This is a genomic window from Lachnoclostridium sp. An169 (assembly GCF_002160525.1).
Classification (GTDB): Bacteria; Bacillota; Clostridia; order Lachnospirales; family Lachnospiraceae; genus Mediterraneibacter; species Mediterraneibacter cottocaccae.
The window spans coordinates 17,521-31,172 of the sequence record NZ_NFKT01000028.1 but is presented as its reverse complement, the minus strand read 5'-3'; the positions used below and the strand labels follow the sequence as shown (position 1 = coordinate 31,172).

The window sequence follows — 13,652 nt, the reverse complement described above, 5'->3', positions numbered from 1 at the left end:
ATAATATACCTAACAAGACAGCCGGGAGATAGCTCAAACCTATTCGCCTGGCGAAATATGTATGAAAAAATAGTGCCTTAGTTTACCAGACAGAGGGCACTATTTTTATGCTCACTTTTTCCATTTTGATCTTCGGAAAGACACAAAATTCCTATCAAAAGGACATGATTTTTATACATGAGAGAAGCAGAATCCTGTATAGTTCAAGATAGAAATTCGAAATGAAAAGGAGAGGAAAAAATGAAAAAGAGAGTATTGAGTATACTGCTTTGTGTGGCAATGACATCAGCACTGCTGGCCGGCTGCGGTGGAACCGGGGATGGCGGCAGAGAAAAAGGCGGCGATTCCGGCAAAGAAGTCGAAACGGTTAATATGACTTATTTTTCCTTTAATAATTTTGACGACACGCAAATGGTTGAGGATGCAGTCAATGAAATAACAGAGGAAAAAATTGGTGTAAGAGTAAAACTGAACGCGATGGAGGGCGGACAGTATATGGCCCAGCAGACCATGCTGCTTTCCGGAAGCGAAGATATTGATCTGATCGTTACGCCGCTTGTCACAGATGCGATGAACTCCGGTGCGTTTGCTGATATGTCGGATCTGATTGAAGAATATGGACAGGGAATAAAAGAGGTGCTTGGAGATGACATTGAGGCAGGAAGATATCACGGCTGTCTGTATGGACTTCCTAATATGCATGAATATGCCAATACCCCGATGATTGTGTATAATGCGGATGTGGCGGCAGAGCTGGGCATTGACATGTCATCTGTGAAAACGTTGGAGGATATGGACAGTATTTTAGCAAAGGTAAAAGAGGCATATCCAAACATGTCCACACCGCTGTATACCAGCAACAGCAGCGGATGTCTGTCTGCTACATATTATCAGTGGGATACATTAGGTGATAATCTGGGTGTGCTGATGTTTGATAACCCAGATGAGATTGTGAATCTGTATGAGACAGATGAATATAAAGATCTGGTTACTACGTTGCATGATTTCAGCAACAAGGGATACCTGAATGTAGACGCAGCGGTTCAGTCAGACAATTACTGGACACTTGTAGAGCAGAACATGAGTTTTGCCTGCCTGATCAATCAGCATGAACTGATTGCCCAGGAGTATACTCCGACTACAGGGGTAAACCTTGATTACGTTCCGCTTGGAGATACTTATAAAACGACTTCTAAAGTTACAACGTTCCTGTGGAGAATTATGTCAACTTCACAAAAACAGGAAGCAGCGATGAAACTTCTGAACCTTTTATATACAGATGCAGAAGTAGAAGATCTGATATGTAATGGTATTAAGGATGTTCATTATACGGTTGGAGAGGATGGAAAGTATACGCTTCCGGAAGGCGTTGACTATGCAAACAGCACTTATTATCCCAATATTGACTGGGTTATGCCGAACGGGTGGCTTGCCGGTGAATGGGAAGACAGTATTGACAATTACGGGGAAAAGATGACGGAATATAATGACAGTGCAATGGTGTCCCCTGCATATGGATTTATCTTTGATTCAACCGATGTTGCCAATGAAGTTACAGCATGTTCGAATGTAGTCCAGCAGTACTGTATCTCTGTAGAAGAAAATGGTGAAGTCGATGTCGATACTGCTCTCGAGGAGCTTAACCAGGCTCTGAAAGAGGCGGGAATTGATACGATTATTGCGGAAAAACAGGAACAGTATGACGCGTTTCTCGAAGGCAAATAGCGTGAATATTAAGACAGGGGAGCTTTCAGCAGCAAGGCGGAAAGCTCCCCGACAGAGGTTGATATGAAGAGTGTAAAAAGAAAAACTTTAGCAAAGCAGTTAAAGAGATTCTGGCCGTTTTATCTCATGATGCTTCCCGGGTTGGTCTATCTCTTTATCAATAACTATATCCCTATGACCGGACTGATCCTTGCATTTGAAAAATATCAGGTGGCAGACGGAATATACGGAAGTCCTAAAATCGGATTTTCTAATTTTCAATTTTTGTTTCAAACAAAAGATGCATGGATTATTACCCGGAATACGCTGCTGTATAATCTTGTGTTTATCATTCTTGGCAATTTTATGGCGATTATTGTCGCAAACTTTTTGAATGATGTAAAGCGAAATGTTACAAAGAAGATTTATCAGACGATTATTCTGCTGCCTTATCTTGTATCCATTGTTGTCGTTGCGTTTCTGGCGAATGCATTTCTTGCCGGAGATACCGGATTTATTAATAATCATATTCTTGAACCGCTCGGGTTTGAGTCAATTCAGTTCTACAGAGAGACGAAATACTGGCCATTTATTCTGACATTTGTTTATCTTTGGAAAACAGTCGGATACAGTTGTATTATCTATCTCGCAAGCATGTCAGGAATTGATCCGGGACTCTATGAAGCGGCAGCGCTTGACGGAGCGGGCAGGTGGCAGAGATTTGTTAAAATTACAATTCCCAGTTTGAAACCTACGATTATTACTCTGTTTATACTGGCGATCGGAAAGATTTTTTACTCAGATTTTGGACTGTTCTATCAGATCCCGATGCAGTCAGGAAGTCTGTTCCCGGTCACACAGACAATAGATACTTATGTATTTTACGGACTGACTCAGAATAATAATATCGGCATGTCTGCAGCAGCGGGATTTTATCAGTCTGTTGTAGGATTTGTACTGGTGCTGCTAAGCAATATTATGGTGAAGAGAGTCAGCGAAGAAAATGCAATGTTTTAAGAGAGGAGAACGATATGGTCAGTAATAAAAAAGGGTATACGATTTTTCTGCATACTTTTATGATTATTTTATGTATTCTGTGTTTGATCCCCTTTATTCTGCTCATAGTGGTTTCCCTGTCATCGGAATCCAGTCTGCTGACAGAAGGATACTCCTTTATTCCAAAGGAATTCAGCACAGCGGCATATCAGTATTTATTTGCCAGTCCTACTATTTACAGGGCTTATGGGTATTCACTGCTTGTGACAGCGGTGGGAACCCTGGCTTCGGTTGTTATTACCACATTGCTTGCGTATCCGCTTGCAATCCGTGAACTCCCGGGAAGAAAATTCTTTAATTTTGCGGTATTTTTTACTATGCTTTTTTCCGGCGGTCTGGTACCGAGCTATATGATGTGGACACAGACTTTTCAGATTAAGAATACTGTCTGGGCATATATTATTCCAAACCTGATTACAAACGGGTTTATTGTTATGATTATGAGGACCTATTTTGAAACCAATATTCCGAAGGAACTTCTGGAGAGTGGGAGAATTGACGGGGCAAGCGAGTTTAAAATTCTGCTGAAAGTAGTATTGCCCATCAGTCTTCCGATTATAGCGACGATTGGTCTGATGTCAGGAATGACTTATTGGAATGACTGGTCAAATGGTCTGTATTATATTACAGATAAAAAATTATACACCGTTCAGGTGTTCCTGAATAATATGCTGCTGAATGCACAGCAGTTGGACAAGTTAAGTGGCAGCAGTCTGGACATGAATGCGCTTCCTTCCACTGCTGTGAGAATGGCAGTGGCAGTAGCCGGCGCACTGCCGCTGATGTGTATTTATCCTTTTTTTCAGAAATATTTTATAAAGGGAATGACAATTGGAGCCGTGAAAGGGTGAGTAACGTTATTTAGACATATATTTGCGGGGGCAGATGCGCTAAAGGCATGGGAGAACAGAATGAATATCAGAAAACTTATATCAGAAATGACACTGGAAGAGAAAGCAAGTATGTGTTCCGGCAGCGATGGATGGCATACACAGGGAATAGACAGACTGAATATTCCTGCTATGCGTCTTAGTGACGGACCGCATGGGCTTAGAAAACAGAAGGAAGGGACGGACAATCTGGGAATACAGGAGAGCATTCCGGCTGTCTGCTTCCCCGCTGGGTGCGCGCTAGCCGCATCTTTTGACCGCGGGATTCTGAAAAAAACAGGGCAGGCGCTTGGAGAGGAATGTCAGGCGGAAAATGTGGGTATTCTTCTCGGTCCGGGAGTTAATATCAAGCGCTCTCCTTTGTGCGGAAGAAATTTTGAGTACTACTCAGAAGATCCGTTTGTTTCGTCTGAACTGGCAGCAGCCTATATCGAAGGGGTTCAGGAGAAAAATATCGGAGCATGTATCAAGCATTTTTTTGCCAACAATCAGGAGACGAGAAGATTTTCTGCCAGTTCAGAACTGGATGAGAGGACCGCCAGGGAAATCTATCTGGCAGCTTTTGAAAATGCAGTGAAAAAAGCAAAACCAAAGGCTGTAATGTGTGCATACAACCGGATTAACGGAATCTATGCTGCCGAAAACAAAAAATATCTGAATGATGTGCTACGGGATGAGTGGGGATTTGATGGTCTTGTTGTAAGCGACTGGGGTGCAGTGAATGACAGAGTTCCGGATCTGAAAGCCGGAACAGATCTGGAGATGCCGCCTGTGAGTACCCGCAACGATGAAAGGATCGTGGAGGCAGTAAAGACAGGAAAGCTGGACGAGCAGATTCTCGACCGGGCTGTTGAACGCATCCTGAACTGTGTGTATGAATATGAGGAAAAGCGGGATAGACAGACTGTTTATAATCATGAAAAAGATCATGAAACAGCGAAAAAGGCAGCGGCAGAATCCATGGTTCTGCTGAAGAATAATGGCGTTCTTCCACTTAACAACAGGGATAAGGTGGCTGTAATAGGAGAATTTGCGTTAAATCCCCGTTTTCAGGGCGGTGGAAGCTCGCATATCAATGCTTTCCGGGTTGAATCATTCATGGAATGTGTCTGCAGAGATGCGGATGTGAATGACGGTGTGACATATGTTCAGGGATTTCATACAGCAGGCAGTGAAAATGATCTCAGAGTGATCAAACACGTGGCAGAGGCTGCCAGAAATGCGGATAAAGTACTTGTATTTGCGGGCCTGCCGGAAAGTTATGAGTCGGAAGGGTATGACCGGGAGAATATGAGGCTGCCGGAGGAGCAGAATCGGCTCATCAGGGAAATTGCTGCGGTGAATGAAAATATTATTGTAGTCCTGCACAATGGAGCTCCAGTTGAAATGCCCTGGATTGATTCTGTCAGTGCGGTTCTGGAAACTTACCTGAGCGGTGAAGCGGTCGGAGCAGCAGTAAAGGACGTACTTTACGGAAAAACAAATCCGTGTGGACGCCTGCCGGAGACATTCCCTGTCCGACTCGAGGATACGCCGGTTTACCCGGATCTGACGGGAGAGGGCGACAGGGTGTGTTACCGCGAGGGAGTCTTTGTCGGATACCGTTATTATGATACCCGTAAGATGAAAGTGCTGTTTCCGTTTGGTCATGGTCTTTCCTATACCGATTACACTTACAGTAATCTGCGCTTAAGTTCAGAGCAATTCCGGGAAGGAGATAAGCTTATTGTCTCTGTGGATGTGACGAACGTTGGTGACCTGAGCGGAAAAGAAGTGATTCAGCTATATATAAAATCGCCGCGGTCACAGGCAGTAAGAAGACCGGTTCATGAGTTAAAGGGATTTACAAAAATATTTCTGCGGCCGGGTGAAACAAAAACAGCAGAGTTTGAACTGGATTCGAGATCTTTTTCGTGGTTCTGTACAGAGCGTCATGAATGGTTCCTGGAAAGCGGGGAGTACGAAGCAGAGATCGCAAAATCATCGCAAAATGTAATACTCCGTAGAACGATACGGGTTTTGGGACGCAGTTATATTCCCCAGAGGGTGGATATTCATACTCCATTGGGAGATATCCTGCGGATTCCAGGTTCTGTGGAACTCCTTAAGAAGTATGGGATTTCCGTTGCACAGGAAGAATGTACAGTTGAAAATGAAAACGAAGAGCAGATTCTGCAGGCACATTATGAGTACATGCCGCTTAGAGCGCGGGTGTCGGAAATGAATGACCGTCAAATACATGAACTGAATCAAGCGCTGTGCAGCCTGCTGTAAATTGCAGAATAGAGTGGGGGGAATAAGTTTGTACCCCCACTTTTTGTAGTAGAATAGAGTAAAAGCATATGGTAAGGCGGGAGGCATATTATGAAACGAATACACAGGCGATATAAACTTGTCCGATGGATGGTCATCTGGGGGATGGCTCTGGTACTTACGGTTGCTGCGGCGTTTATGCTGGTGAGGAGCCAGATCAGGAGAATTCAGGCAAACCAGGCGGAAGAACGTTTCCAGAGTAATCTGGAAATTTACATTGATACAATAGATTCTTCTTTGAAGGGAATTGAAAAATACCTGTATCTGTCTCTTGATAATTCGCCGGACATTATTTCGGTTGAACGGGGAAAGAAAGATCTGCAGTATTTTATTTCCCGTCAGAATATTTCTGATGTTCTGAGCAGAATACTCGGGTTTTACTCGGACATCAGCGCCCTGATCTATTACTATCCCGGCACTGACAGTACTGGAGTTATAATGGCGAGCAGTATTGGAAATTATGAAGAGAAGCAGAAAATCGAGGATATGTTTTTGCGGAAAATAGGAGACGAAGAAGGGCAGCTGGAGGCACTGAAAAGAGGATATGATTTCTGCATAACAGAAAAAGGAACGTATCTGATGAAATATTATAAATTGGGAAACAGTTTTTTCGGCATTATACTTTCATCAGAAATGATTTTTTCCGAACTCTCCGAATTTCAGATGGAAGATGGTGTAGAACTGTGTATGTTGGATGATAACGGTAAGATTTTGGATGCTACTATGGAACTGCCAGAACCCGTATCATTAAATGGAAATGGAGAGTTTATAGATACAGGACATGGAAGGTATCTTATGAGTGGAGAGATGTCCGGGGACGGGGCCTTTTTTTTGGCAGCCCTGATCCGGGAGGAGGTCGTCTATTCACAGGGAAGAAGGATAGACAATATGATTCTTTTGCTTTTTATCTTTATATTGATTCTTCTGTCTGTAAGCATTTCATTTATCAGGCGCTTTATTGCACGCCCTATTGAGTGTATGGCAGCCAGGATGCAGTTGCTTGGAGAAGGAAATTTTGATGTCAGGATGCAGAGCGATTCCAGAGTGCAGGAATACTGTGTCCTGGAATCAGCCTTTAATAATATGTCAAAGGAGATAAAAAATCTGAAGATTAAAAACTATGAGATTCAGATAAAAAAACAGAAGGCAGAACTTCAGTATCTTCAGCTTCAGATCAGTCCTCATTTTTATCTGAACGCTCTGAATATTATTTATTCGCTGGCGCAGATGGGAGATTATAAAAAAATACAGAAAATGACTCTGCATCTGGTAAATTATTCCCGTTATATGTTTCATGATGTACAGGCATTGGTTACTCTTGAAGAAGAATTAAAGCATGTCAGGGAATATATTGAGATTCAGAAGATGCGATTTTTGAATTTTAATCTGTATCAGGAAGATGTTGATGACAATTTGAAGAAAATGCTGGTGCCGGCATTTATTCTTCAGAGCTTTGTGGAAAACAGCATAAAGTACGGATTGCGGGAAAAACAGAACGGATGCCTGCGCATTACAGGAAAAATGAGCAGGCAGGAGAAAAATACAGTTGTCCTGACTGTGCGTGATGATGGAAACGGATATGCACCGGAGGTTCTGGATGAAATCAACAAAAATATGGTTCCTGAAGATTCAGAGAAGGACATTGGTATCCGAAATGTAAAAGAACGTCTGAATCTGATTTATAAAACAAAAGCGTCGGTCAGACTGTATAACGATAATGGCGCTGTAACTGAGATTCGGCTGCCGCTTGTATTACAGGAGTAGAGGAGAAGTGGAAAAATGGAAAAGTACAGTATACTGCTTGTAGATGATGAGGAATTTGCACTGCGTGGAATCGAACAGGGAGTGAATTGGGATGAGGTCGGAATCACAAGAATTTATAAGACTCACAATATAAAAACAGCAGTGAGAATGCTCGAAGATTATGAAATAGACATTGTTCTTACTGATATTGAGATGCCGGAAGGATCGGGAATGGAACTTATCCGATGGGTAAAGGAGAACCGGCCGCAGTGTGTCAGCGCCTTTTATACGTGTCACGCTGACTTTGCCTATGCACAGGAGGCAATACGCCTTGGGGCAATTGATTATCTGCTGAAGCCGGTTCCGTATGATGAACTTGAAAAGCTGCTTCGGAGAGCGGTTATGATAATAAGGGAGCAGAGAAAGGGCAACCGGCTTGCGGAGATATTACAGCCGGAGACTGAAGAGCCCGATTCCGCCGTTGACATTGTAAAGGCATATATTTCCAAAAATCTTTCACAGAATCTTCAAAGAGAACAGTTGGCAAAACTGGTATATCTGACGCCTGATTATCTGTCGAAACTTTTCCGGAAACGTGAGAATATGACGATCAGCGAATATATCACCCGGAAGAGAATCCTTCTGGCGAAACAATTGCTCGAAAATACAGATCTCCCTATTGCAAATATCAGTCAGAGAGTTGGCTTTGTAGATGCATCCTACTTTATCAAAACTTTTAAAAAACAGGAAGGCATAACCCCGCAACAGTACAGGGAAAGTGTCCAGTGAATCTGCAGGAGAAGGGAGAAAAATCAACGTGCATTTTTTTGATTTTGAAAATCCTGTAATATCAGGAATCTATAAATTCTGTTATCTTGTACTGTTAAGTGTGGTCTGGCTTATTTTCTGTCTCCCGGTGTTCACAGCGGGAGCATCAACAACTGCGCTTTACTATACAGTACATAAAAATATCCGGAACGACAGAGGAACAGTATGGAGCTGCTTCTGGCAAAGCTTTAAGGAAAATTTCAGACAGGCAGTTCCGGTAACCCTGCTGCTTCTGGCTATACTGCTAGTTTTTGGGGCAGATATTTCGATTCTGAACCTGTTTCAGAATATGGAGGTATTCTCCGGATATCTCAGGAGTATGTTCTGTATTTTGACGGTGGCTTTGTGTGTTTATGCATTCTGGATATTCGCATATATGGCCCGTTTCAGGTGTCCGGTAAGACAACTGTTGAAAAATGCGTTACTTTTAGCTGTTGTACATTTTCCTTCTAGTCTGCTAATTGTTTTGACAGGTGCTCTGGCGCTGTTCCTGATCTGGTTTTTGGAGCCGTTGCTATTGATAGTGCCGGCAGGCAGTGTGTATCTGATGAGCAATTTTACGGAAAGGGTATTTCGTAAGTATATATCAGAACAGGGTAGTCAGCCGGAAGATTATTAAATCTGTATTCAACATTAATAAAATCATAAGATTTTCTCTCTCCCCTTTTAAAATTTTCTCCGTATCATGTATACTGTAAGGGAGGTGATGAAAATGTACAATATACTGGTATGTGATGATGACAAAGAGATCGTGGAAGCGATCGAGATATATCTGGCGCAGGAAGGGTACAATGTCCTGAAAGCCTACGACGGCGTGGAGGCACTGAAGATTCTGGAAAATGAGGAGGTCAACCTGCTTATTCTGGACGTGATGATGCCCCGGCTTGACGGGATACGCGCCACTTTGAAGATCCGGGAGAACAACAGCATTCCGATCATTATCCTCTCGGCAAAATCTGAGGATGCAGACAAGATTCTGGGACTGAACGTCGGGGCGGACGATTATGTGACAAAGCCCTTCAATCCGCTTGAGCTTGTGGCCAGAGTGAAATCCCAGCTCAGAAGATACACTCAGCTTGGAGGAACGGCGCAGGGAACTCAGGACAAGGTATATGAAGTCGGCGGCCTCAAGATTAATGACGATCTCAAGGAAGTCACAGTGGACGGAGAACCGGTGAAGCTGACTCCGATCGAGTACAACATCCTCCTGCTTCTTATGAAAAATCAGGGGAGAGTATTTTCAATAAATCAGATTTATGAATCCATATGGAATGAGGAGGCGATTGGAGCGGACAATACGGTCGCGGTCCACATCCGCCATATCCGGGAGAAGATTGAGATCAATCCGAAAGATCCGCGCTATCTCAAGGTAGTGTGGGGGGTCGGATATAAGATTGAAAAGGCGTGAGTTCTTCCCGGGAATGGAAAGAGGATTTTAGAAAGGGAAGAAAATGAATGAATCAGTGGTATAGAAAAACAGTGACCAAAGCAGTGGTGCTCATTATTGCCATGATAAGCGGGGGATTGCTCATCACCAGCCTGACGGCGGCTTTTACACTTGCCGGGACCTCGGATCCTGTGAGGATATATGAGACCGCCACGCAGCCGTATGAGGATTCGGAGGATTTTAATATTGCGGTACAGGATCTGATGGCGGATGTGATGCGTCAGAACCGCCTGAAGAATCTTTTTGAGACAGACGGGACCTATAATCCGGATAAGCTGGTGGACGTTATGCGTTACTCAAAATACGGGACGATCAGCGGATTTAACGAGTCCGGTCTTGCCTACACACTGGAGGAGCTGGAAAGCTGGAGCGAGGACTATACGGCGGGCGAAGGCGATATGTATGACAGCAACAGTGTGATTGTCTGTGAGGAAACCGATGGGAATTATCACTACTATTATCTGAGCGAATTCCTGACTCTGCTGGATAACGGGCAGCTCAGGATGGAATTTCTGGAGGATGGACAGAAAGAGGAGGAATTCCTGAGAGACCTGGAGGAAGGGCTGCTGACCTCTTCAGGCTATTATGATTTCAGAATCTTTGACAGTGAAGGTACCATGCTTTATACGGACTGTTGGAATTTCGGGCAGGCGCTAAAAGAAAAATTTGCACCGGAAGGGGCGGAAAATCTGCTCCAGGTAGTAAATGACACCCCTCAGTTTAACGGGAAACTGTCAATTATATATGACAATCTTGCCTCGATCCTGAGTACGATGAGCTATGATATACAGCCATACCGGAGCGGATGGACATACCTGGAAGAGGGAAATACGAATTTTACTTATATTTATGTAAATGAAGACACAAAGAAAGTCGATACAAATAAAAGTGAATATGAAAATTATACTGATGTGGAAAAGAATATCAAAGATCTGATCTCCGGGGAGTCGGTGAGATACATGATCGTATATCCGCAGCTTAAAGATTTTAAGACCAACATGAATATCTCTCCGTCCGGAGAATGGGATGCGGTCAGAAATTACGATACCGGAAAAAGATACAACAATATTTTTGCAGTTGCAGTGGATACCACATATCCGATCCGGGATCAGCTCTACGAGGGATATCAGGTTTATGAGGAAAATGTTCCGGTGCTCAGATGGGCGCTGTTCACATCACAGACCAGTGCGGTCCTCTTCCTCATCTGTATCGTGTGGCTTGCACTCACGGCGGGGCGCCGGGAGAACGATGACGAACTTCACCTGACTGTCTTTGACGGATGGAAGACCGAGATCGCCGCTGCTGTCGTAATTGCGGCTGCAGTGGTGGGATCCTTTGCATTCCTGATCATAGCGGGGCTTACCGATATAAACATTTCGTTTGATGTAGCCGGAGACAGTCTGGCGTATTCGACAGAATATTCCGTGCGGGACGTGTATTATGATCCGATGTTCAACTCTTCTCTGAGCCTGCCCGAGATGATGCTTACATTTGTCTATGGTGTTTTCCTTACGGGATGTTTCTTTGCGGGATTCATCAGCCTGGTTCGCAGGATTAAGGGAAAGACTCTGTGGAAGAACAGTCTGTTCCGGCTGCTGATCCGTTTCTGCTCCGAGGCATTTCAGGAGAGGTCGGTTACCGGAAGGACGGTACTCGTTATGGTGGCACTTCTGGCTTTCCAGTGGTTTGTCCTCCTGACGCGTAATATCATGCTGGCGGGGATACTGCTGATCCTGGACGCTGTGGTGCTGTACATTGTAGTGAGCAATGCCATTGCAAAGAACAGACTGAAAAAAGGAATCGAGGAAATCGCTTCCGGGAACATGTCCTACCAGATTCCTCTTCACGGTCTCAGGGGTTCCAACCGGACTCTGGGAGAAATGATTAATGATATCGGAAGCGGACTGAATAAGGCTGTTGACGAGGCGATGCGAAACGAGCGCCTGAAGACGGACCTGATTACGAATGTGTCCCATGATATCAAGACGCCCCTTACATCCATTATCAACTATGTGAATATTCTGAAGATGTCGGATATTAAAGATCCGAAAATTCAGGGGTATCTGGATATCCTGGAGTCCAAGGCCCAGCGCCTGAAGACACTGACGGAAGACGTGGTCGAGGCGTCCAAAGTGAGCAGCGGCAATATCAGCCTGGAGCTGATGGATGTGAATCTGACCGAGATGATCCAGCAGACGGAAGGAGAGTTCGCGGAGAAATTTACCGGCCGTAACCTGACAATGGTAGTAAACCTGCCGGAGGATCCGGCAGTTATTCACGTGGATGGCAGGAGAATGTGGCGAGTCCTGGAAAACATTTTCGGGAATGCGGCAAAATATGCCATGCCGGGGACCCGTGTTTATGCGGATCTGACTATGACTGAAGACCATGTAAACTTTTCCCTGAAAAATGTTTCCGAACAGCAGCTTAATATTTCGGCAGATGAGCTGACGGAACGTTTTATCCGCGGGGACATCTCCCGGAGTACCGAGGGAAGCGGACTGGGGCTTTCCATTGCAAAGAGCCTGACGATTATGCAGGGCGGAACATTTGATCTGTATCTGGATGGAGATCTCTTCCGTGTAAATATCAGTTTCCCGAGAGTGCAGAAGCAAAGGGAAAGCGGGAGCGGAACAGACACAGAGAACGGGGCGGCAGAGGAGGAAATATGAGACGGAATCTGCAGACAAAATTCAGTACAAGGCAGTATATGCTTTCCAGGGATTTTGAAATCTATTACTATCAGGATCAGCACCTGCCGCAGGTGGAGAATCATTCACACACATATTACGAGTTTTATTTCTTCCTGGAAGGAAACCGCTGTATGGAGATCGGCGGAGGCACTTACCCGCTGAAGTACGGCGATATTGTACTGATTCCGCCGGGGGTGCTCCACCGTGCGGTGATTCAGGGGGAGGACGTTCCCTACAGACGTTTTGTGTTCTGGATTACAGAGGAATATTGCAGCCGCCTGGTGCAGGAGGCGCCGGAGTACGGTTATCTGATGCAGCATGTGCAGATCCACAGGGAATACATTTTCCATACTGACAGGATTACATTCAATTCCATTCAGTCCAGACTGATCCGGCTGATTGAGGAGACCCATGGGAACCGTTTTGGCAGGGAGGCGAAGATCTCCCTGTGCGTCAATGACCTGGTGCTTCACGTAAACAGGATTGTGTACGAACAGAAGCATCCGGAGGGGCGGGAGGAAGATCAGAATCTGTATGAAGAACTGATAGACTATATCGAGAACCACCTGGATGAAGATCTTTCCCTGGACTGCCTGGCAGGGGCGTTTTATGTGAGTAAGTATTATATCGCCCATGTATTTAAAGACAATATGGGAATGTCCATCCATCAGTATATTACAAAGAAGAGGGTGAATGCATGCCGGGAAGCGATTTTATCCGGCGCAAAGATTACGGAAATCTGCGGGATGTTCGGCTTTCGGGATTATTCCAGTTTCTTCCGGGCATTTAAGAAGGAATATGGAATGTCGCCGAAAGAATACTGGGAGCAGTATGAACTGCTGAAGGAAAACTCTTGAATTATTGAAAATTGTATGTTACGATACCAGATGTATGGAAAGCAGATATGCGGAAAGTTCTCCATGCAAATATTTTACGCGGCGTAAGCTGCATTATTGATTGAGTTAGAAGCTCAAATTT

General features: G+C 44.4%; 10 protein-coding genes. All 10 read left to right on the top strand.

The features are described from left to right. Window positions 1-240: 240 nt before the first annotated feature. Window positions 241-1,725 (top strand): ABC transporter substrate-binding protein, encoded by a 1,485-nt coding sequence (locus B5F07_RS16910; protein ID WP_087162387.1) that lies wholly within the window; start codon window positions 241-243, stop codon window positions 1,723-1,725. A 63-nt stretch (window positions 1,726-1,788) separates the two neighbouring features. Further along, complete coding sequence (locus B5F07_RS16905) at window positions 1,789-2,721, top strand: ABC transporter permease (RefSeq protein ID WP_087162386.1); 933 nt, start codon at window positions 1,789-1,791, stop codon at window positions 2,719-2,721. Window positions 2,722-2,735: 14 nt separating this feature from the next. Further along, on the top strand, window positions 2,736-3,611 hold the full coding sequence (locus B5F07_RS16900) for a carbohydrate ABC transporter permease (RefSeq protein ID WP_087162385.1): 876 nt from the start codon (window positions 2,736-2,738) through the stop codon (window positions 3,609-3,611). A gap of 60 nt (window positions 3,612-3,671) precedes the next feature. Then, window positions 3,672-5,924, top strand: coding sequence for a glycoside hydrolase family 3 C-terminal domain-containing protein (locus B5F07_RS16895; RefSeq protein ID WP_087162384.1), 2,253 nt, complete (start codon window positions 3,672-3,674; stop codon window positions 5,922-5,924). Between the two features lie 90 nt (window positions 5,925-6,014). Then, on the top strand, window positions 6,015-7,727 hold the full coding sequence (locus tag B5F07_RS16890; RefSeq protein WP_087162383.1) for a sensor histidine kinase: 1,713 nt from the start codon (window positions 6,015-6,017) through the stop codon (window positions 7,725-7,727). A gap of 15 nt (window positions 7,728-7,742) precedes the next feature. Further along, window positions 7,743-8,495, top strand: coding sequence for a response regulator transcription factor (locus B5F07_RS16885; protein WP_087162382.1), 753 nt, complete (start codon window positions 7,743-7,745; stop codon window positions 8,493-8,495). Then, the gene (locus B5F07_RS23730) at window positions 8,485-9,153 is read left to right on the top strand and encodes a YesL family protein (RefSeq protein WP_087162381.1); all 669 of its coding nucleotides are present in this window, start codon (window positions 8,485-8,487) and stop codon (window positions 9,151-9,153) included. The genes B5F07_RS16885 and B5F07_RS23730 overlap by 11 nt, the downstream gene beginning before the upstream one ends. A 93-nt stretch (window positions 9,154-9,246) precedes the next feature. Continuing rightward, a complete protein-coding gene (locus B5F07_RS16875; RefSeq protein WP_087162380.1) occupies window positions 9,247-9,942 on the top strand; it encodes a response regulator transcription factor in 696 nt (231 codons plus the stop codon). 47 nt (window positions 9,943-9,989) lie between these two features. Next, a complete protein-coding gene (locus B5F07_RS16870; protein WP_087162379.1) occupies window positions 9,990-12,653 on the top strand; it encodes a sensor histidine kinase in 2,664 nt (887 codons plus the stop codon). Beyond that, window positions 12,650-13,531: an AraC family transcriptional regulator gene (locus B5F07_RS16865; protein ID WP_087162378.1), complete on the top strand. Its 882-nt coding sequence runs from the start codon at window positions 12,650-12,652 to the stop codon at window positions 13,529-13,531. The genes B5F07_RS16870 and B5F07_RS16865 overlap by 4 nt, the downstream gene beginning before the upstream one ends. Window positions 13,532-13,652 lie beyond the last annotated feature (121 nt).

Bases quoted from the DNA above. Each gene is read 5' to 3' on its own strand.
- B5F07_RS16870 (WP_087162379.1), top strand. From the start codon at position 9,990: ATGAATCAGTGGTATAGAAAAACAGTGACCAAAGCAGTGGTGCTCATT.
- B5F07_RS16890 (WP_087162383.1), top strand. From the start codon at position 6,015: ATGAAACGAATACACAGGCGATATAAACTTGTCCGATGGATGGTCATC.
- B5F07_RS16905 (WP_087162386.1), top strand. From the start codon at position 1,789: ATGAAGAGTGTAAAAAGAAAAACTTTAGCAAAGCAGTTAAAGAGATTC.
- B5F07_RS16910 (WP_087162387.1), top strand. From the start codon at position 241: ATGAAAAAGAGAGTATTGAGTATACTGCTTTGTGTGGCAATGACATCA.
- B5F07_RS16895 (WP_087162384.1), top strand. From the start codon at position 3,672: ATGAATATCAGAAAACTTATATCAGAAATGACACTGGAAGAGAAAGCA.
- B5F07_RS16875 (WP_087162380.1), top strand. From the start codon at position 9,247: ATGTACAATATACTGGTATGTGATGATGACAAAGAGATCGTGGAAGCG.
- B5F07_RS16900 (WP_087162385.1), top strand. From the start codon at position 2,736: ATGGTCAGTAATAAAAAAGGGTATACGATTTTTCTGCATACTTTTATG.
- B5F07_RS16865 (WP_087162378.1), top strand. From the start codon at position 12,650: ATGAGACGGAATCTGCAGACAAAATTCAGTACAAGGCAGTATATGCTT.
- B5F07_RS16885 (WP_087162382.1), top strand. From the start codon at position 7,743: ATGGAAAAGTACAGTATACTGCTTGTAGATGATGAGGAATTTGCACTG.